The sequence below is a fragment of the Azonexus sp. MM2026_4 genome (assembly GCF_055901855.1).
In genome coordinates, this window is sequence record NZ_CM148380.1 from 4,309,428 (window position 1) to 4,328,925 (window position 19,498).

The window sequence follows — 19,498 nt, forward strand, 5'->3', positions numbered from 1 at the left end:
TCAGTCGGTCGATTGAAAAACCGCGAGTATACCGGTGTCGTCAGCAATTGCTGCCGCCGGGCGCTGGTCGTGAGCCGTTCAGTCTGCGGCGGCGCAGCCTTCGAGGGCGCTGGCGAACTGCTGCAGGGCGTCGGCAATCCTGTCGATCAACGCCATTTCCCGGGCGTCGGCGGCGTCCTGGCGCAGCAACGCGTTGAGTTCAGCGGCCGGTTCGTGGATGCGGTCGAGGCCGACGCTGCCGGCCGCTCCCTTGAGCGCGTGGCAGATTCTCTCCGCCGCCTGGCGGTTGCCTTCGCTCAAGGTCTGGCGCAAGTCGGCGGCGTCGGCGTGGTGTTCGGCGACGAACAGGTGGAGCAGTTTGAGCAGGCGTTGCGGGTTGCCGCGCAGGCGGGCCAGCGCGGCGTCGAGATCGAGATCGGGCAGGGCGGCGAGGGTGGCGAGCAGGTCGCCGTCGTTGGCGGCCGTTGCCGGGGTGGCCGGTGGGCTGGCCGGGGTCGCTGGCGGCAGCCATTGCAGCAGCTTGGCGAAGAGCAGTTCGGGCTCGACCGGTTTGGCGACGAAATCGTTCATGCCGGCGGCCTGGCAGCGCTGCATGTCCTCGGTGAAGGCGTTGGCCGTCATCGCCAGGATCGGCACCGCCTCGCCGCCGGCCAGGGCGCGGATGCGGCGGGTGGCTTCGAGGCCGTCCATGACCGGCATCTGCATGTCCATCAGGATCAGGGCAAACGGCTGGCTGGTGAAACGTTCGACGGCTTCGAGGCCGTTCTGGGCGATGCTGACGCGCATGCCGACATCCTGCAGCAGCGCGAGCGCGACTTCCTGGTTGACCGGGTTGTCCTCGCAGAGCAGGACGCGACTGCCCGCGTAGTCGCGGCGCAGGATCGCTTCGGGGGCGTCGCTGCGGCGGCGGGCACTGGGCCCACTGAATTCGCGCGACGAGCGGACAAACCGGGCGGTGAACCAGAAGCGGCTGCCTTGTCCTTCAATGCTGTCGACGCCGGCGTCGCCCCCCATCATGCGGGCCAGCTGGCGGGTGATCGCCAGCCCCAGGCCGGTGCCGCCGTACTGTCGGGTGGTCGAGCGGTCGGCCTGCTCGAAGGCGCCGAACAGGCTGGGCAGCGCCAGCGTCGGGATGCCGATGCCGCTGTCTTCGACTTCGAAGCGGTAGCAGGCGGCGCCCGCCGTCTGTTCCAGCAGGCTGGCGCGCAGCGTGATGCCGCCGCGCTCGGTGAACTTGATCGCGTTGCCCAGGTAATTGAGCAGGGCCTGCGCCAGCCGGGTCGGGTCGCCGCGCAGGCAGCCGCCGATCGGCGGCGGCAGCTCGAGGGAGAAGTCCAGGCCCTTTTCCCGGGCTCTGCCGGCGATCAGGTCGCCGGCGCGGGTGACGGTTTCGTTGAGGTCGAATTCGAGATCCTCGAGCTGGATCTTGCCGGCTTCGATCTTCGAGATATCGAGCACGTCGTTGATGATCGCCAGCAGGTGATCCGCCGCCAGATGGATCTTGGCCAGCTTGTCGCAATGTTGGGGATCGTCGATGTTGCGCTCGAGCAGGCCGGTGAGACCGATGATGGCGTTCATCGGGGTGCGGATCTCGTGGCTCATGTTGGCCAGGAAGCTGCTCTTCGCCAGACTGGCCGATTCGGCGACGCGTCGCGCCTCCTCCAGTTGCTCGGTGCGCTCGCGGACCAGCTCTTCCAGGTGGCTGCGGTGGATTTCCAGTTCCTCCTCCAGCGCCTTGGTCGCGGTAACGTCGGTGACGAAGCCGTACCAGACGATCCTGTCGTCCTCGTGCTCGGGCATCGCGTCCACATGCAGCCACTTGATCCGGCCGTCCGCCATGCGGATCCGGTAATCGACCAGCCAGCGCTCCATGTTTGCCGCCGACCGGCGCATCGAGTCGAACAGGCGCTCGTGGTCTTCCGGCACCAGCAAATCGCGGATCAGGCTGGCGTCGCCCTCGATCACTTCGGCGCTGACCTCGTAGATGTCCTGCACCGCCGCGCTGGCGAAGGGAAAGGCGCCAGTGCCGTCGGCGTGCTGGTAGTACTGGAAGACCATGCCCGGGACATGGGCCAGCGTCTTGCGCAGCAATTCGGTGGCGGCCACCCTGGCGAGCAGCGTTTCCTGGTCGACGATGGCCTTGAGCAAGCCGTTGAAGGCGTTGGCGAGCTTGCCGATCTCGTCGTCGGAATCGACCGGCAGCGCGCTGCGCGGCCGGCTGCCCTGGCGCATTTCGTCGAGCAGGACGGCGGAACGTTCGAGCGGCCGCAACTGGCGCCGGACCCACCACCAGGCAACGACGCCGGCAAACAGCGTGAAGGCCAGCGCGGCAATCAGCAAGCGCTGCTGCATCTGGCGGACGACGGCAAAGGCCTCGGCGGTCGGCAGCACCGATTGCATGACCCAGGGCGTGTTGCCGATCCGTACCGACGACGACAGTTCCTCGACCCCGCGCGAACTGACGGCGACGCCCGACCCCTGGCGGCCGTTGATATAGCTGTCGTAGACCGCATTGACGCCGGGCGGCGGACCTTTTTTCAGAACCCGCTGCTTGTCCGACGAGGCGATGTACATCCGGGCCCGGGTATCGGTGACGAAGAAATCGCCGGTACGACCGTACTTGGCCTGGCTGATCTGATCCAGGAAATTGGGTTTCCCCATGTTGGTGATGCCGAGCACGGCACCGATCATCCGCTTGTCCGGCGAGAAAATCGGCACAGCGATGGTGATCACCGGCACGCCGGTGCGGCGTCCGGTCAGCGGTTCGGTGATGAGCGGCTTGCCAGTGGCGACCAGCTCCCGGAAAAAGTCGCGGTCGCCATAGTGGGTGCCGCTGCGCTCGTGACGTGCGGGAACGCTGGCGATTGCCGTGCCTCCCGCGTCGAGCACCATGATGCCCCAGTTGAACAAGGGGTCGAGCCCGGTTTGCGCGTCAAGCAAGGTCCGGCTGGCGGTACGGTCACCCGACAGTTGGGCCAGACGCCCGGCCAGCGCCTCGAGGATGTTGATCCGCTCGCCGACCGAACGCTCGATTTCCGAAGCGACCAGCGAAACCGCCGAATACTGCTGCGCCGAGATCGCGGCTTCCATGTCCGCGCGCAGGTACTTGCCAATGAAGAAGACGACAACCCAGACCGATAGCACGGACGCACAAAGAACCCCAGCCACCAGTCGGGTCCTCAGGGAGTGCCAGGAAAACTTGAGCATCGGGGGCCATTTCGCGGAATGTCTTTGCTGCCATGTTACACCGCCCTTCCTGCGGCCGCGCGCCGGGTGGCGGCCGGAAAGGTCGGGTTGGCAAGGCAGATGGCGAGGTTTGGCTGGCGCCTACAATGTAGTTGGCGCGGATGAGTCAGTCGGCCCCGGAAGAAGAGGGGGGGCGGTTACGGATTGGTGGACGGGTCCAGCCCGTAAATTGTTGGACCTTTCACCTCAACGAAAGCTCGCGGGCAGCGCGTGTTCGAGTAATCATTGATGATTTCCGACAACACGATATGGGGTTCGATTCTTCCGTTCTTTCCAGCTTTCCATTTTATGGTGATGCCCCGGCTCAATTGGGAGCATTCGGATCGAATGGTTGGGTAGTACTTGAGGTTCCCTGCAATCAGGAAGGAAATGTCGTCAGGTCCGCTGCTGTTTTTTTGAAATCCAACCACGGGGCGAAACGCAAATGCGGCACCTTCCGTCTGGATGTCGCAGGGTAAAGGCATTTCCAGATTTATTTCAGGGAGTCCGCCGATGGTCATGTGGCATTGCCCGGTTTTTTCCCGAATTACTACGCGTGCTAATTTCGGATATTTTTCTTTCGTTAAAGGAATGTCTTGGGCTAGTTCGAAGCGGTGTGTGTTTTCCGGAATAACTATTCCAGAATGAAGCGGTCCAGAAACGGCCGGGCTGGATATGAATAGAATGCCGGCAACAATAATGGTTTCTCTGGGCGCTAGTTTATTTCCCAGAACCATATGTCTTTTGCCTTTTGGAATTCGGTTTCCGGTCCAAGGAAATCTATGGCATTTTTTCCGGGCATGGTTTCTCCATTCCATAGATCGATGTGATCTCCATTTAGTTCGTTACTCGCCTCTCTTGTCCAGTAATCTCGGAATAAAATAAGGGCGCCTTGAATAACCCGAGGTTTTCAGTTAATCCTGGCGCACAACGATAATGGCGCCCGAATCCGATTCAATTTCTTCGGCAAATCACCGCTTTTCTCAACGGTGTTGCCCCGTTTTTGCTTCGCGCCGCCTCGAGCAGCGGCGATTCAGTTCGTTTTTGGCTTTACAAGGCCTTGATTCCGACCTTCTGGAAATACACCAACCGCCTCAGGTTGTAGCAAGCCGCCATCATCGTCATCGCAAAGCTTGCCCGCGCCTGACCAATAGTGCGGATCAGCTTGCTCCCCATCTGCGCAATCGCTGCGAATGGATGCTCGACCCGAGCACGCGTTTTCGCAATGCGCTTGTTTCGCCGTTGCTGGCATTCGGACAGCGGTCTGTTGCGCGCACCCTTGCGCAGGATCTGGTTACGGAAACCGTTTGCCTTCAACCACGCTTCACGCTCCTCGGACGGATAGCCCCGGTCGGCATAAACGTCTCGGCTCGTGTTCTGGATATCCAAAACCTTGGCGAAGTGCTGACTGTCATGTGTACTCGCCGTTTCGGTCTCGATCTTGCGGGGGAACTTGTGCTTCTTGTCCACATTGATCGACAGTTTGTAGCAGAAGGTGCTCTTGCCATGCTTCTTCGTCCAGGTGGCGTCGATGTCCTTCTGCCGCCGCTTGGCAGGTTTCCAGTCTGCTGGCAGCGCACCCTGCTCAAGCAGTTCCTTCTCGCTCCTGCTGTTGTGCTGATTCGGGGCTGGCACCAGGGTAGCGTCGATAATCTGCCCACCACGTGCGATGAAACCCTTCTTGAGCAACTGGGCTGTAACGCCGTCGAACAAGGCTTTTGCTCCCGCTTCACCGATGCGGTTCTCGAAGGTCCACACGGTGGTGCGGTCCGGGATGTTGGTGGCGTTCGCCAACTCGCAGAACCGCTTGTAGCTCATGCGATCGAGCAATTGGTACTCCATCTGCTCGTCCGACAGGTTGTACAGTCGTTTTAAAACCAGAATGCGCACCATCGTCTCGGTCGGGTTTGGCGGACGCCCGCCTTGCTGGCTCACCGGACGGGGCGCTACGCGGTCAATCTCGGCCGCCAGCCCCGCAAAGTCAATGTGCGACTCGATCTCGGTGAGCGGGTCACCGAGCGTATCGATCTTCTTGCAGTGCTGTTCGTCAGCGAACAGGTCGGTCTTGATGGCGCTACGCGGTTTCATCGGGCTGGGCTACGGCCGGATTCAGGACATTGAAATTACCGAGGGCGAGGACGGTGAGGTTTTTCGAGGTGCCCACTTATTTATCCATTTTAAAAATGGATGTTTGATTCGATTTGCATTTAATAAAATTTTTTCCGGAATCCATGCGGATGTCAGCATTTGATGGTGCGCCACAAAATGTTTTAACAGTTTCGGATTTTTTCCTACTGATTACTTTTCCTGATATGTCTAGGATGTGGCTGTATCCCCCTAGAAAAACACTGTCTTGGCAATCAGGGTATTCGGTACAGTATTTTTTGCAGGAGGTGCAGGCCGTGGCCTTGTCATTATTGAATGGGCTACATTCGTCATAAGTTGCCTTGACTATTATGCCAAGAGAGATGCTGTCGATGTAGCCGCATTTGCCCTTTTGCATATCTTTAAATCCGCTCTGGGGAACGCGAAAACGTATCAGGCGATGCACATCATCTAGTCCATCAAAATCCCCGCCGTGGGAAATGTTGGGGACAACAATTTCTCCATTGTGGTCGGCCACCGCAATTTCGAGACCGTCTTTTAGTTGAATAATTGATTTTCCGGGTGGTTTTTCATTTGGCTTGTGATTTTTTAATTCGCTGCCTTCGTTTGTGGTGTAAGTAATTTGCCGATGAGTATCTGTCTCGGTGCTGGCGTTTTCTGCGAAAAATATTATTCCTATAGAAATGATGAGGATTTTTAGTCTAAAAATATAGATCACTTTAACTCCCAGAATTTTATTTCTGATAGCTGAATTATTCTGTCTCTTTTTCCTGCGGTGGTTTCGGTAAAATAGGTTAGCCAAAAATAATACATGTTGTCTTTGTCGGCGTCGTGACCTGGGGCGTACGCTAAGGTTTTGGATTCGCCATCCCATAGTGTGAAATGTCCGCTCGCATTCTCCCATCCTTGAACTTCAAATACAATTATGCCGTTTTTTTTGTTTATTTGATTTTCTAAAAAATCAGAGGCTTCTTTTACTCGGGTTTTAAATTTTTCTTCTAAAGCCTTGTTGTCATTTATAAGTTTTGAGCTAATGGTTGTTAATTTTATTTCGTTGTCAGGGGCTTTGAATCGCTTGGATAGTTCGGATTTTAAGTCGGAAACACGAATCCAGTACATGTAGCCATCGCCACCTTTTAGGCTTCCCCCTGTGCTCGGGGCATTTCCTAGTTTTAGTCCTGATCGGTTAAGTGCGTAACACATCCTTACAGAGCAGGTGTTTTCATAATCCTTGTTTTTGTAAAGATCGTGAAAGCTGCCTTTGATTAATTCGTTATACAGTTTTTCTGTGGTTGTGTTTTTATTTGGGTAATGTTTTTTCATGTCCTCCCAAGAGGGGCGGTTTGCTTTTATGCTGGCCGATACATTGTCGGATGTGGCTACAATTCCCAATTGTATTGCCTCTAATTTGGTTGGGTTGTGTAAGTGTCTGGAGGGAGGGGGGCTTTTTGTTGCGAAATCGCTACGCGTGGTTCGCTTTGTTTTGTCCGTCTATATGTGGTTATAGTTGGCCAAGGTTTAATGTTCCGTTTTTAAGCGGGGTTTCGATGAGGCACTTCCCGTTATTGTTGACAATTCCTGTTAATTTGATTGTTTTTTTGTTTTCCCAGATTATATCGTTATCGTCAGATTGAATGGTCACAGTAACACTGTCTCCGGGCTGATAGTTTACTGTTTCGATATGCAAATTAATATCAACGTAGTGTCGTGATTCGGCGCCAAGAATCAAGTGGTCATTTCCATATGACCAATAAATTTTTGTTATTTTTTTTGTTGGTTGTTTGAGAACGACTAATCGGCGATTTTTGTTGTCGATAGGGGTTGTTGACGACAATGATACGGCGGTATATTTTTGATTACTCATGTGGTTATATGAGTTGCTATTAAAGTTTTATCTAACAATCTCGAGAATTATAGGTTCGGGTTCGGCGGATAAAACAATGTGTGTGTGACCGCTCTTGTCTGTCACGCCTTCCTGATAACTGCCGTCAGCTAGTTTTATGCGATAGGTTATATTTGCTAAAGGTTCGCCAGTTACTTCGTTTTTTAGTATGAAACCTTCGTCATACATCTTCACCCGCGAATCCGGCAGCCCCTCCATCGCCACTTCCTCACTCCCCGGCCCCGTAAACGCATTACTACTCCCCTTCACCGAGAACGTCCCCGGACAGGCAAAGGTGATGTTTGATCCTTCGAGGGTGACGGAGGATTGCCCGCCGACCAAGCGGATCTGCTTATTGGAAAGGATGTGGATTTCGTCGTTGGAGCTGGTGAAGGTGACGGACTGGTCGGCGAGGATTTCGAGTTGGTCGGTGTGGGCGTGGATGGTGTGGCTGCCGGCTTCGGCGATGCTCTTGATGCCGCCTGAATGGCTGAACCAGCTGGCGGCTTCGCCGACGGTGACGGCCAGGGTGTGGGCGGCGGCGAGGTGGAGGTCCTGCTGGATGGTGGCGTGCAGGTTGGCGCCGGCGAAGAGCAAGGTGCTGGCGGGGCTGGTGAGGGCGATGTCGCCGGGGGCTTCGGCGACGATGGCGGGTTCGTTGAAGCGTTCGGTGGGGTCGCCTAGCTCACGGCTGCCGGGCTGGGCCTTCTTCGCTTCCTGACCGCCGACCGGGGCGGTGAATTTGCCGTCCTGTTGCGGGTCGAGGGCGGTGATGAAATCGCTCTGTTTGCCGTTGGCGTTGAGCGGCAGCGCCTGCTGGGCGCGGGCGGCGTCGGAGAGGGCCCTGGCGGTTTCCTCGGCGGCGCGCATCTGGCCGACCGCCTCGGCGATGTCCATCTGGGTGGAGACGGCGTTGGGGCGGGCGGTGGCGGAGATCAGGATGCCTTCGCCGGCGCGCACGGCGAGCCAGCCGTCGCTGCGCAGTTCGAAGCCGCTGCCGCGCCAGGCGCCGCGGCTGGCCGATTCGGGGGCCTGGTGGATGAGGTGGCCGAGGGCGAGCTGGCTGGCGTTGTCGGAAGCGGCGAGGCGGGTGCGCAACTGGCCGGGGGCGTCGTCGATCACCCACTGGTTGTGGCCGGATTCGAAGTTGTGGCTCATCCAGCCGGCGAGCACGCCGGGGTGGTTGGCACTGGCTTCGTGGCCGGCGGAGAAAGGCGGCAGGTCGGTGCCGTTGTGGATCTGGCCGGCGATCACCGGGCGGTCGATGTCGCCGTCGAGGAAGCTGACGATGACCTCGGTGCCGATGCGCGGCAGGAAGTGGCTGCCCCAGTTGGGGCCGGCCAGCCATTCGGTGACGCGGACCCAGGTGCCGGACTGTTCGTTGCCCGGCGCGTTGCCGGACTTGCCCGGGGCGTCGGCGGCGAGGCCGCCGGGGTTGGGCTGCTCGCCGCGTTGCCAGGGAAACTGGATCTTGACCCGGTGATCGCGCTCGGTGGTCAGCGGCGCGCCGCTGACGCCGACCACCAGGGCGACCTGCGGCGGAGCGAGGGGCTTGGGCAGCGGCTGGGGAACGACGGGCAAGGCGGCCGGCTGGGCGTGCAGCCGGTTGCGGTAGCTGCCGGCCTCGACGGCGGTGCTGCCGAGCAGCTTCGCGGCCTGGGCGCCGAGGTTGTTGGCGCCGTCGTGGTCGACGGCGAGCAGCGTGAAACGGGCGTCGTCGCCCTGGTATTCCTCATGCTGGGAAAGCGTGAAGTTCTGCCCGGCGGCGGCCTGGCGCACCGTGCTGTCGCCGGCGAAGCGGCGGTAGGCGGCTTCCCAGGCGGCCAGGCGCAGATCGGCGTGGCGACGGGCGGCGGCGCCGTCGGTGTAGCGGTAGGGGAGCGACGCGTCATGCACTTCCATGCGCGGCACTTCGCCGTTGTCCTGCGTCGATTCGACTTCGGCACCGGTGGCGAGCAGCGTCTTGTAGTCCCAGCCGGCGATGGTGACGGCGTTGGGCAGGGCGTTGCGGATTTCCTGCCAGGTCTGGACGGTGTCGCTCGCTTCGGTCGCGTTGTTGCGATGAAAACGTAACACCGGCTGCGCCAGCTCGGGCAGTTCGGTCTCGCGGTCGAAGATTTCCAGACGGTGACGGGCGTGCGTCGCCTCGTCGCCGGCCACCGCATTCTGGTCGTGGCTGAAGCGGAAGGAGAGACCTTCCTCGGCGAGCAGGCGGCGGCAGTAGTCGAGGTCGGACTCGCGGTACTGGATGGACAGGCTGTAGCGGCGCAGTTCCTGGGTGACGCCCTGCGCCCAGTTGGCCTGCGGGTGATCGGCAAAGAGCTGGCCGAGGATCTCGAGCACCGTCTTGTCCTGGAAGACGTAGCTGTCGCGACGCTCGCGCAGCAGGGCGAGCCAGGGTTCCATGATCAGCCGGTAGCGGGCGAAGCCGCCGTCGGCGCCGAGCTGCAGCGCCTCGGTGACGTAACCGTGCCAGGCGCGCCTGCTGCCGTCGGCCTGCAGCAGGCGCAGGGTGATTTCCTCGCCGGTCAGCGCCAGCAGGTCGAGGCCGGCGCTGGTGGAAATGCAGTCGATCTCGAAGCGGAACAGCGCATTGACCGCCTCGCGCCCGGAGAAACGCTCGACGACCAGCGCCGCATCCGGCAGTGCCGTGGTGATCTCCAGCAGTCGGGCGTGTTGCGAGAGAAAGGCGGCAAACGGCGACAGAAGGGACATCGGGCTGGGGGTCATGACGAGGGAATGGCGATTGCATCATGACAACGTCACCGTGGTCAAGTCGTCAGCCGTTAAATGAGCGCAAAAGCGGCAGCCGGCGTCGCCATCGTCGCGGCTCCTGGCTTGCGTTATATTGCCGGCTTTGCCCGAGAACCGACCGTCATGCTCAGTTTCGAACAGTTTTCCGGATTCCTGCTCGCCGCCATGCTGATCACCGCCGCGCCCGGTCCCGACAACATGATGGTGCTCGGCATGGGCATCTCGCGCGGGCGGCGCCAGGGGATCGCCTTCGGGCTCGGCTGTGCTTTCGGCTGCCTCAGCCACACCTTGCTCGCGGTGCTCGGCGTCAGCGCGCTGATTGCCGCCTCGCCGCAAGCCTTCACCCTGCTCAAGCTGGGCGGCGGGCTCTATCTGGTCTGGCTCGGCATCGGCGCCCTGCGTAGCCGGGGCGTGGCCCGGGTCGGCGCGGTCGATGGCGCGGCGGCGCCGTTGCGCCAGGTCTTTCTCAAAGGGGTTTTCGCCAATGCGATCAACCCCAAGGTGATCCTCTTCTTCCTCTCCTTCCTGCCGCAGTTCGTGGTCGCCGGCAACGGCGGGATCGGCTGGCAACTGGCCCAGCTCGGCATCCTGTTCACGCTGCAGGCGGCGCTGCTGTTCGGTCTGCTCGGCCATTTTTCCGGCAGCGTCGGTCAGTGGCTGAACCGGCGCCCGCGCGCCGGCGTCATCCTCGACCGCCTTGCCGGCGCGGTGTTCGTCGCACTCGGCCTGCGCCTGATCGTCGACCGGTAAACGCAAAAGGCCCGGCGCGGGCCGGGCCGTTTTGCGCGTAGCGCGTCTTCAGTTCAGATAGATGCCGCCGTGCCGGCCGGCGTAAGACAGGAAGTCGTCGATGCACTTTTGCAGCGCTTCCTCGAAGATGCTGTCCTGCCAGTTGTCCCGGCCATAGGTGACGCCGCCGGTATTGACGTAGTTGCGGCCGTTGTCGTTGGTGTAGTGGGCGGTGATCTCGATGCGCCGGTCGGCCAGGCGGCCGTCGAGGGTCAGGCCGCAATGGCCGCCGTCGCGATAGCGCAGGGTGAAGGAAATGCAGGCGGGGAAACTCTTGACCTCGGCGCTGATCTGCCGTTCCGCGAGTCGGTCCTGATAGGAAGCGACCACCGGTTGCAGACGGGCGACCACCATTTCCAGGAAAGCCTGGTTTTCCGCCGGCATGTCCGCGGAACCGGTATCGGCTCGGCTGGCACGGGAAATCTTGGCATCGATGTTGCTGAAGAACTCTTCGCGATTCACTGCACACCTCCCTGACGTGTTGAAATTCCGTGTGGCTACGACATCCACGCGGGCAAGCCTCGGGCGTCGAGCTGCTGTCTGATTGGGGAGGGAAACCATGTCGTTTTAGGAATCCGGCCGATTATGCCATCGTCGGCAGACGGTTTGGGGACTTCCTTGAGGAAAACGCCCGGGATCGTGCAATTTGCTTTGCTATTTATTTGGGCTACGCGTATCGTGCACCGCAGCGATTTTCAAACAGTGTCGTTTTCTGCCGGTTTAGCCCCGTTGTTGCGGCGTTTCTCCCCATTCTGACCTCGCCGTCTTGATCTCGCCCCATTTACAGGGGCTCGGGCCCCGATTCATTTTTTACCGGAGATAACAAACATGGCTAACGGCACCGTCAAGTGGTTCAACGATTCCAAGGGTTTCGGCTTCATTACCCCCGATGAGGGCAGCGAAGACCTTTTCGCACATTTTTCCGCCATTCAGGGTCAGGGTTTCCGCACCCTGGCCGAAGGTCAGCGCGTCAGCTTCGACGTGACGACCGGCCAGAAGGGCAAGCAGGCCGGCAACATCCGCGCTGCCTGATTCCGGTGGGGCCGCAGGTCGGCCCGCTGGCACTGCAACCCCGGCATCGCCGGGGTTTTGTTTTATTGAGACAGGAGGCCTTGTGGCCACACCCATGAATATCGAAAATCGCCGGCATGAAGCCTTGCATCTGCTGGCCGCTGCACGCATCACCGCATTACCCTACGGCAACGCCTGGTGGCTGGTCGGCGACGGCATCAGCCACGTGGTCGGCGAACTGGCCGGCATTTCCCCCGATCACCTGACCCGCTTCGCCGTCATCAATCGCTGATCGGCACTGGCGGCGCGCTTTCGTCCCCGCCCAGCAAATACGCCTTATGCACCGAACGCGGCTCGCGGATCGAGCCATTTCTGGCCAGCAGCGCAGCGCGTTGCTCGACATGCAGCAGCCGGACGCGGAAATGTGCCGCGTACAGACTTTCCACTTCCGCTGAACTGCCGCCCGCTTCGGCTTCGCTTTCCCCGTCATCGAGATCTTCCACCGTCAGCAGCAGGATGCGGCAGTCGTCGGGCAGGATCGCCCGCAGGTGGGCGACGTATTCGGGGCGCAGGGCTTCCGGCAGCGCGGTCAGCGCGGCGCGATCGTAAACTGCGCTGACCCCATGCAGATCCTCGCGCTGCAGCGCGAAGAAATCGCCGCAGTGGATGGTCAGCCGCTCCTGCGACCACCGTTCCAGCGCGCCGTGCGTGCTGCGCTGCGGCCGCAGACGGCTCTCCCGGAAAAAGGCATTGACCGCCACCGTGCTCAGTTCGACACCGACGATGTCGTGCCCCAAGCCGTGCAACCACATCAGATCCAGGCTCTTGCCGCAAAGCGGAACGAGAACCCGCGCCCCGGGGGCGACGCCAATCCCGGGCCAGCACCGCAGGAGCAAGGGATGGACATGATCGAGGTGAAAGTCGATCCGGTTGGCGCGCCAGTTCTGTTTCCAGAGCAACTGGTCGGGATGGTCCATGGCTGGGCCTTTCGAAAAGCGTCGAAGGACGACGGCAGCGGCATCGCCGACCGGTCGCGGGAGCTTTTCAAGGCGCCGGGCGCGGATTCAAGCCTCGTCACTATGCCCGCAAGCGGGCGTTGCGGCAAACGCAAGTGTCGGGTGCCGGGTGGTGTTGACCTGACGACAGTCGCAGGGTTGAGACTGGCGCTTCCCAATTACTGGAGTCCCATCATGCCTGACCCGAAACAGATGTCGAACGCGCAATTCCTCGCCGCCTTTCTCGATGCCAGCATGCCCGCCGCCGGCTTCGACCACCACGGTCACCTGCTTGCAGCCTGGTTGCTGCTGCAACGGGAGCCGCTGGAACAGGCGGTCAGCGATACCTGCGAGGCCATTGCCCGCCTGGCGGCGCGCCTGGGCGTGCCCGGGAAATACCATCGCACCCTCTCCGAAGCCCTGGTCCGGCTGATGGCCGAAGGCGGCGGCGCCGATCCGGCGCTTTCCTGGGACGACTTCCTGGCCGCCAATGGCGAGCTGGTCAACGACGCCCGCGCCGTCCTGGCGCGCTATTATTCTCCATCGCTGCTCAATTCGCCGGCGGCACGGGAACGCTTCCTCCCGCCCGACCGCCTGCCGCTGCCATCATGACCCAGGCCAATCTCGACTCGATGACGCTCGGACAGCTTTGCCGGCAAGTCGGCCTGGCGCGCAGTTCCGTCCTCCACTACGAAACGCTCCAGTTGCTGGCGCCGAGCGGGCGTACCGCTGCCGGCTATCGGCGCTATGGCGCCGCCGAGCTGGCGCGCCTGCGCACGATCCGACGCCTGCGCGACGCCGGCCTGACGCTTGCCGACATCCGCGCCCTGTTGGTCCCGCCCGGCGACAGCGCAGCTTCCCGGCCGGTGGCGTTGCTGGAAAAGCGCTTGCTCGAGCTCTGCCAGGAAGCCGCGCGGCTGCATGCCCAGCAGCGGCTTCTGGCCCGCCTGCTGGCAACGCCCGAGTTCCGCGACCGGCGTCAGTCGTACGACAAGGCCGCCTGGGTAGCCTTGCTGCGCCGCGCCGGCTTCGATGAGGCGGCGATGGATCTGTGGCACGGCGAGTTCGAGCGGGAAAACCCCGCCGGCCATGCCGCTTTCCTCAAGTCGCTCGGGCTGGAGGACGGCGCAATCGACGCCATCCGGCAGCGGGCGCAGGCCTGGGGGTGAAACCCCGGGGGGATCGGAAGCGCTGGCGCAGCCCGCCGTTTCCGGGTAAAACGCCGGGCAGGACAGAGGAGCTGTGAAATGAGCGAATACTTGCCGGCAATCGAAATCGAACAGGGCAGCAACCCGCAGTTCGCAGTCATCTGGCTGCATGGCCTGGGGGCCGATGGTTCCGACTTCGTGCCGGTGGTGCCGGAGCTTGGCCTGGCGGAATCGCCCGGAGTGCGTTTCGTCTTCCCGCACGCGCCGGTGATGCCGGTGACTTGCAACGGCGGCTGGGCGATGCCGGCGTGGTACGACATCCTGTCGCTGACGCCGGGCGAGCGGCGTATCGACGAGGCCGGCCTGTTGCGTTCGCGGGCGGCGCTGCGCCGCCTGATCGAACGCGAAGGCGAGCGCGGCATCCCGCCAGCGCGGGTTTTCCTGGCCGGTTTCTCGCAGGGCGGGGCGCTTGCCTACACGACGGCGCTGACGCATCCGCAGGCGCTGGGCGGGGTGATCGCGCTGTCCACTTACCTGCCGTCGCCGGGGCTGGTCGAGCGCGAGGCGACGTCGGCCAACCGCGCCATCCCGGTGTTCGCCGCGCACGGCGACGACGATGACGTGGTGGCGCCGGCGCTCGGCCGCCAGGCGCGGGATTTCCTGCAGGCCGCCGGTTACGCGGTCGGTTGGCGGGAATATCCGATGGCGCACGAGGTCTGCTTCGAGGAAATCGCCGCCATCGGTGACTGGCTGCGCGAGCGTTTCGCCGCCGCCTGAATGCGAAAAACGGGGCCGCGGCCCCGTTTGTTCTTCGTCCAGGAAAAGCTGGCTTACTTGCCTTCCGGCACGTCCTTCTTCTTGTCGTTGCCCGGGATGTAGGGCGACCACGGGGCGGCGCGGACCGGGCCCTTGGTCTTCCAGACCACGTTGAATTGACCGTCGCCCTTCACTTCGCCGATGAACACCGGCTTGTGCAGGTGGTGGTTCTTCTCGTCCATCTTCACCGTGAAGCCCGACGGCGCCTTGAACGACTGGCCGGCCATGGCGGCGATCACCTTGTCGGTGTCGGTGGACTTGGCCTTCTCGACCGCCTGCGCCCACATGTGGATGCCGATGTAGGTGGCTTCCATCGGATCGTTGGTGACGACGGTGGAGGCGTTCGGCAGCTTCTGCTTGGCGGCCCAGTCCTTGTACATCTTGATGAACTTGGTGTTTTCCGGGTTCTTCAGCGACTGGAAGTAGTTCCAGGCAGCCAGGTGGCCGACCAGCGGCTTGGTATCGACGCCGCGCAGTTCTTCCTCGCCGACCGAGAAGGCGACGACCGGCACGTCGGTGGCCTTGAGGCCGGCGTTACCGAGTTCCTTGTAGAACGGCACGTTGGAGTCGCCGTTGATGGTGGAGACGACGGCGGTCTTCTTGCCTTCGGCGGCGAACTTCTTGATCTTGGCGATGATGGTCTGGTAATCGCTATGACCGAACGGGGTGTACTCTTCCATGATGTCGGCTTCGGCGACGCCCTTCGACTTCAGGAAGGCGCGCAGGATCTTGTTGGTCGTGCGCGGATAGACGTAGTCGGTGCCGAGCAGCACGAAGCGCTTGGCTTCGCCGCCGTCCTTGGACATCAGGTATTCGACTGCCGGGATGGCTTGCTGGTTGGGCGCGGCGCCGGTGTAGAAGACGTTCTTCTCGAGTTCTTCACCTTCGTACTGGACCGGGTAGAACAACAGGCCGTTGAGTTCCTTGTACACCGGCAGGACCGACTTGCGCGATACCGAGGTCCAGCAGCCGAAGGTGACGGCGACCTTGTCCTGGGTCAGCAGCTGGCGGGCCTTTTCGGCGAACAGCGGCCAGTTGGAAGCCGGATCGACGACGACCGGTTCGAGCTTCTTGCCCATGACGCCGCCCTTGGCGTTGATTTCGGCGATGGTCATCAGCGCCGTTTCCTTGAGCGCCGTTTCGGAAATCGCCATGGTGCCGGACAGCGAGTGCAGGATGCCGACCTTGATCGTGTCGGCGGCGTACGCCGTCATGCCGATGGAGGAGAGGGCGGCGGCCAGGACGGTGGCCTTGATGAAGTTGCGACGAGTGCTCATGAGTGCTCCTGGATCTGAGGGGTTGAACGATTCGGGAAAACCGTTTGCTGCGGTGCAACGTCAGATTAAGGAGGCCGGCCGCGCCGGCAAATACGTCAGATTGCGTAGGGTACGCAGCGCTCGTTCAGCCGAGCGATTTTTCCAGGGCGGCGAGCAGCTTCAGCGCCCGTTCGCGGTTTCTGGCGATCGCCGCAGCCTTCTCTTCGACGTTCTCGGCGTCGGCGCGCGCGGCGGCGATCAGGGCTTCCTGCGGCGTCATGCCGCCGAGCGCGGCGTGCAGCAGGCGATCGAGTTCGGGGTCCTGGCCGGATTCGGACATGGGGCTTCCTGTTCGTGGGTGAAAAAAAGCCCCGCGGGTCGCGCGGGGCTTTTCGCGCCGGGAGTGGCTGGCTTACTTGCCTTGCTTCATCGCGGCGGCGATGTTCTTCTGCGCGACGTCGGCGAACTGCTTGGCCATCGCGTTCATGTTGCCGAAGGCCGAGTTGGCGGCGGCGATGGCGCTCTGCACGGCGGCAACGGCACCTTCGGAACCGGCCGGGGCGGACTTGGCGGCCAGATCAACCATGTTGCTGATCGACTTCTGGAATTCGCTGAACTGGGTTTCGACCATCTTGGCCAGTTCTTGCTGGGTCTGGGTGGAGATTTCGTAGACCGAACGCGAGTAGGCAACAGCCTTCTCGATCGCCGGCTGGGCCAGCGCCTTCTGGGCGGCCAGGGCGGCTTGCGGGTCCTTGGCTTCCATCACCGACTTGACGCCGGCAGCGCTGTCTTCCAGGGCGGCACGGGCGGTGTTCAGGTTCAGCGCGGCGATGCGCTCGGCGGAAGCCAGTGCCGAGTTGGCAACAGACAGCAGGGAATCAACGGTGGCCTTGTTGGCCGCGGCAAATTGCTCGGGGGTGATGGACATTGCTGTCTCCTGGAAAACGGGTTATCGATGAATTTCAAGCTCAGTATATCCTGCTCGGCAAGGAATTTGTGCACTGCAACAAAAATAATTTTGATCCCGGCAAACGCACTTTTGTGTCGCCCTTGGTTTATCGCCGCTCATGCCCTTATCATTGATGGCGATCGCCAAGGCACTGGCATCCCCCGAAAGGAAAACCCATGTACGACCTCTACATCGGCAACAAGAACTACTCGTCCTGGTCGCTACGCGCCTGGCTGCTACTCAAGCATTTTTCCATTCCCTTCGCCGAGCACCTGGTGTCGGTTGCCGGCCGCGACTACAACGCCTTGCTCAAGCCGATCGCCGGCAACGCCCGCGTCCCGGCGTTGCACGACGACGGCTTCCAGGTCTGGGACAGCCTGGCCATTGCGGAATACCTGGCCGAGTGCGAACCGCGCATGTGGCCGGCCGACACCCGGGCGCGTGCCCGGGCGCGTAGCGTCTGCGCCGAAATGCACGCGGGCTTCATGAACCTGCGCCGGGCGATGCCGATGAACCTCAAGCTGCGCCTCAAGGGCAAGCCGGCGACGCCGGAAGTGCAGCGCGACATCGACCGCATCGTCGAAATCTGGGAAGAGGCCCGCGAATACTTCGCCATCGGCGAGGGGCCGTGGCTGTTCGGCGATTTCTCGATCGCCGACGCGATGTTCGCGCCGGTCGCCTGCCGCTTCAACATCTACAACGTGGCGCTGCCGCCGGTCGCCGCCGCCTGGCAGGAAACCCTGCTCAACCACCCGGCGATGCGCGAATGGCAGGCCGCGGCGCTGCTCGAGAGCGAGGCGCACGCACACTACGACTGCCTGGCCGACGACTACGGCGGGGCGCGCTGAGCGCCCATCGAAAAACGGGGGCCGCGGCCCCCGTTTGCATTCCGGCTCAGCGGCCGGTGAGCAGCGCCCGGCGCCGTTCCGCTTCGGCTTCCGGATCGCTGAAGGGCAAGTCCGCGGCCGCCGAGAAATCGCCGTCGCGGGCGCCGTCGCAGGCCCAGGCGCAGATCGCCAGGAAGCCGAAGAAGGCGAGCAGGGTGTAAGCCGGCAGCAGCAGGTCGAAGCTCATCGGCGTTCTCAGTGCTGGGCGGCCGGAATCACCGCTACCGCTTCGATCTTGCCGGCGGCGATGGTGCGGAACATGTTCCAGGCCATCAGCAGCATGCCGGTGAGGAAGAAGACACCACCCAGCCAGCGGATCGCCCAGAACGGGTAGGAACCCTTGACGCCTTCGACGAAGCTGTAGGCCAGCGTGCCGTCGGCGTTGATGGCGCGCCACATCAAGCCCTGCATGACGCCGGCGATCCACATCGCGGCGATGTAGAGCACGGTGCCGATGGTCGCCAGCCAGAAATGCACGGTGACCAGGCCCGGCGCGTACATCTCGCGGCGCCCGAAGAGGCGCGGCAGCAGGAAGTAGATCGAGCCGATCGACACCATCGCCACCCAGCCCAGCGCCCCGGAATGGACGTGGCCGACAGTCCAGTCGGTGTAGTGCGAAAGCGCGTTGACCGACTTGATCGCCATCATCGGCCCTTCGAAGGTGGACATCCCGTAGAACGACAGCGAGGTGACCAGGAATTTCAGGATCGGATCGTCGCGCAGTTTGTGCCAGGCGCCCGACAGCGTCATGATGCCGTTGATCATGCCGCCCCACGACGGCGCCAGCAGGATCAGCGAGAAGACCATGCCGACCGACTGCGTCCAGTCCGGCAGCGCGGTGTAGTGCAGGTGGTGCGGGCCGGCCCACATGTAGGTGAAGATCAGCGCCCAGAAATGCACGATCGACAGCCGGTAGGAATAGACCGGGCGGCCCGCCTGTTTCGGCACGAAGTAGTACATCATGCCGAGGAAGCCGGCGGTCAGGAAGAAGCCGACCGCGTTGTGGCCGTACCACCACTGCACCATCGCATCCTGTGCGCCGGCGTACATCGAGTAGGACTTGGTCAGCGACACCGGCACGGCGGCGCTGTTGACGATGTGCAGCAGCGCGACGGCGATGATGAAGGCGCCGTAGAACCAGTTCGCCACGTAGATGTGGCCGACCGTGCGGCGGGCGATGGTGCCGAAGAAGACCACCGCGTAAGCCACCCAGACCAGGGCGATGAGGATGTCGATCGGCCATTCCAGCTCGGCGTACTCCTTGCTGCTGGTGATGCCGAGTGGCAGCGTGATCGCCGCCAGGACGATCGCCAGTTGCCAGCCCCAGAACGTGAACGGGATCAGCGGCCCGCCCCACAGCCGGGTGTGGCAGGTGCGCTGGACCACGTAATACGACGTGGCGAACAGCGCGCAACCGCCGAATGCGAAGATCACCGCGTTGGTATGCAGCGGGCGCAGGCGGCCGAAGTGGAAATACGGCCCCACGTTCAGTTCCGGCCAGACCAGTTGCGCGGCGATGACGACGCCGACCAGCATGCCGACGATGCCCCAGATGACGGTCATCACCGCAAACTGCCGGACGACCTTGTCGTTGTAATTCGTGATGTTGGACATGAACCCCATTCCCTGTTGTTGGTGAAATCCCCCCGGCTGCGCCTGGACGCAGCGCCGGACCGCGTT

General features: G+C 62.0%; 22 protein-coding genes. 7 read left to right on the forward strand and 15 right to left on the reverse strand.

Annotated elements, in window-relative coordinates:
- Window positions 1–78: 78 nt before the first annotated feature.
- The 8 genes from AC0KWY_RS20370 to AC0KWY_RS20405 form a co-directional block, all read right to left on the reverse strand.
- Window positions 79–3,144 carry a hybrid sensor histidine kinase/response regulator gene (locus AC0KWY_RS20370; protein ID WP_474027314.1) on the reverse strand — a complete coding sequence of 1,022 codons (3,066 nt, stop codon included), beginning with the start codon at window positions 3,142–3,144 and terminating at the stop codon, window positions 79–81.
- Window positions 3,145–3,383: 239 nt separating this feature from the next.
- The gene (locus tag AC0KWY_RS20375) at window positions 3,384–3,962 is read right to left on the reverse strand and encodes a hypothetical protein (protein ID WP_474027315.1); all 579 of its coding nucleotides are present in this window, start codon (window positions 3,960–3,962) and stop codon (window positions 3,384–3,386) included.
- Window positions 3,941–4,123, reverse strand: a complete 183-nt coding sequence (locus tag AC0KWY_RS20380) for a T6SS effector amidase Tae4 family protein (RefSeq protein ID WP_474029765.1) — start codon at window positions 4,121–4,123, stop codon at window positions 3,941–3,943. Before AC0KWY_RS20380 ends, AC0KWY_RS20375 begins: the two co-directional genes overlap by 22 nt.
- A gap of 152 nt (window positions 4,124–4,275) precedes the next feature.
- Window positions 4,276–5,313, reverse strand: a complete 1,038-nt coding sequence (locus AC0KWY_RS20385) for an IS5 family transposase (protein WP_474027316.1) — start codon at window positions 5,311–5,313, stop codon at window positions 4,276–4,278.
- Between the two features lie 76 nt (window positions 5,314–5,389).
- Entirely contained in the window at window positions 5,390–6,049 is a 660-nt protein-coding gene (locus AC0KWY_RS20390) for a hypothetical protein (protein ID WP_474027317.1), read from the reverse strand.
- A complete protein-coding gene (locus AC0KWY_RS20395) occupies window positions 6,046–6,654 on the reverse strand; it encodes a T6SS effector amidase Tae4 family protein (protein ID WP_474027318.1) in 609 nt (202 codons plus the stop codon). Before AC0KWY_RS20395 ends, AC0KWY_RS20390 begins: the two co-directional genes overlap by 4 nt.
- Before the next feature lie 178 nt (window positions 6,655–6,832).
- Window positions 6,833–7,195 (reverse strand): hypothetical protein, encoded by a 363-nt coding sequence (locus tag AC0KWY_RS20400; RefSeq protein ID WP_474027319.1) that lies wholly within the window; start codon window positions 7,193–7,195, stop codon window positions 6,833–6,835.
- A gap of 27 nt (window positions 7,196–7,222) precedes the next feature.
- Window positions 7,223–9,928, reverse strand: a complete 2,706-nt coding sequence (locus AC0KWY_RS20405) for a type VI secretion system Vgr family protein (RefSeq protein ID WP_474027320.1) — start codon at window positions 9,926–9,928, stop codon at window positions 7,223–7,225.
- 162 nt (window positions 9,929–10,090) lie between these two features.
- On the opposite strand from AC0KWY_RS20405, the gene AC0KWY_RS20410 reads away from it, so the two are divergent.
- Complete coding sequence (locus AC0KWY_RS20410; RefSeq protein WP_474027321.1) at window positions 10,091–10,717, forward strand: LysE family translocator; 627 nt, start codon at window positions 10,091–10,093, stop codon at window positions 10,715–10,717.
- Window positions 10,718–10,765: 48 nt separating this feature from the next.
- Here AC0KWY_RS20410 and AC0KWY_RS20415 read toward each other — a convergent pair whose 3' ends face one another.
- Window positions 10,766–11,218 carry a hypothetical protein gene (locus AC0KWY_RS20415; protein WP_474027322.1) on the reverse strand — a complete coding sequence of 151 codons (453 nt, stop codon included), beginning with the start codon at window positions 11,216–11,218 and terminating at the stop codon, window positions 10,766–10,768.
- Between the two features lie 366 nt (window positions 11,219–11,584).
- Between AC0KWY_RS20415 and AC0KWY_RS20420 the strand changes: the two genes are divergently transcribed.
- Entirely contained in the window at window positions 11,585–11,788 is a 204-nt protein-coding gene (locus AC0KWY_RS20420) for a cold-shock protein (RefSeq protein WP_474027324.1), read from the forward strand.
- Window positions 11,789–11,882: 94 nt separating this feature from the next.
- Window positions 11,883–12,059, forward strand: coding sequence for a hypothetical protein (locus AC0KWY_RS20425; protein ID WP_474027325.1), 177 nt, complete (start codon window positions 11,883–11,885; stop codon window positions 12,057–12,059).
- Here AC0KWY_RS20425 and AC0KWY_RS20430 read toward each other — a convergent pair.
- Entirely contained in the window at window positions 12,049–12,744 is a 696-nt protein-coding gene (locus AC0KWY_RS20430) for a thiopurine S-methyltransferase (RefSeq protein ID WP_474027326.1), read from the reverse strand. The two genes, AC0KWY_RS20425 and AC0KWY_RS20430, sit on opposite strands and share 11 nt — an antisense overlap.
- 213 nt (window positions 12,745–12,957) lie before the next feature.
- Between AC0KWY_RS20430 and AC0KWY_RS20435 the strand changes: the two genes are divergently transcribed.
- The 3 genes from AC0KWY_RS20435 to AC0KWY_RS20445 all read left to right on the forward strand — a co-directional run bounded on the left by AC0KWY_RS20435 (window position 12,958) and on the right by AC0KWY_RS20445 (window position 14,687).
- Window positions 12,958–13,374, forward strand: a complete 417-nt coding sequence (locus tag AC0KWY_RS20435) for a hypothetical protein (RefSeq protein ID WP_474027327.1) — start codon at window positions 12,958–12,960, stop codon at window positions 13,372–13,374.
- A complete protein-coding gene (locus AC0KWY_RS20440) occupies window positions 13,371–13,931 on the forward strand; it encodes a MerR family transcriptional regulator (RefSeq protein WP_474027328.1) in 561 nt (186 codons plus the stop codon). Before AC0KWY_RS20435 ends, AC0KWY_RS20440 begins: the two co-directional genes overlap by 4 nt.
- A 78-nt stretch (window positions 13,932–14,009) precedes the next feature.
- Complete coding sequence (locus AC0KWY_RS20445; protein ID WP_474027329.1) at window positions 14,010–14,687, forward strand: alpha/beta hydrolase; 678 nt, start codon at window positions 14,010–14,012, stop codon at window positions 14,685–14,687.
- 53 nt (window positions 14,688–14,740) lie between these two features.
- On the opposite strand, the gene urtA is transcribed toward AC0KWY_RS20445, so the two are convergent.
- The 3 genes from urtA to AC0KWY_RS20460 all read right to left on the reverse strand — a co-directional run bounded on the left by urtA (window position 14,741) and on the right by AC0KWY_RS20460 (window position 16,910).
- Window positions 14,741–16,003: an urea ABC transporter substrate-binding protein gene (gene urtA, locus AC0KWY_RS20450; protein WP_474027330.1), complete on the reverse strand. Its 1,263-nt coding sequence runs from the start codon at window positions 16,001–16,003 to the stop codon at window positions 14,741–14,743.
- A gap of 124 nt (window positions 16,004–16,127) precedes the next feature.
- Window positions 16,128–16,322, reverse strand: a complete 195-nt coding sequence (locus tag AC0KWY_RS20455; RefSeq protein ID WP_474027331.1) for a hypothetical protein — start codon at window positions 16,320–16,322, stop codon at window positions 16,128–16,130.
- Between the two features lie 72 nt (window positions 16,323–16,394).
- Window positions 16,395–16,910, reverse strand: a complete 516-nt coding sequence (locus AC0KWY_RS20460; protein ID WP_474027332.1) for a phasin family protein — start codon at window positions 16,908–16,910, stop codon at window positions 16,395–16,397.
- A 197-nt stretch (window positions 16,911–17,107) separates the two neighbouring features.
- On the opposite strand from AC0KWY_RS20460, the gene AC0KWY_RS20465 reads away from it, so the two are divergent.
- A complete protein-coding gene (locus tag AC0KWY_RS20465) occupies window positions 17,108–17,779 on the forward strand; it encodes a glutathione S-transferase family protein (protein WP_474027333.1) in 672 nt (223 codons plus the stop codon).
- Between the two features lie 46 nt (window positions 17,780–17,825).
- Here the strand turns inward: AC0KWY_RS20465 and AC0KWY_RS20470 are convergent, their stop codons facing one another.
- Window positions 17,826–18,005, reverse strand: a complete 180-nt coding sequence (locus tag AC0KWY_RS20470) for a CcoQ/FixQ family Cbb3-type cytochrome c oxidase assembly chaperone (protein ID WP_474027334.1) — start codon at window positions 18,003–18,005, stop codon at window positions 17,826–17,828.
- Window positions 18,006–18,013: 8 nt separating this feature from the next.
- Window positions 18,014–19,432 carry a cytochrome-c oxidase, cbb3-type subunit I gene (gene ccoN, locus AC0KWY_RS20475; RefSeq protein WP_474027335.1) on the reverse strand — a complete coding sequence of 473 codons (1,419 nt, stop codon included), beginning with the start codon at window positions 19,430–19,432 and terminating at the stop codon, window positions 18,014–18,016.
- Window positions 19,433–19,498: the final 66 nt, after the last annotated feature.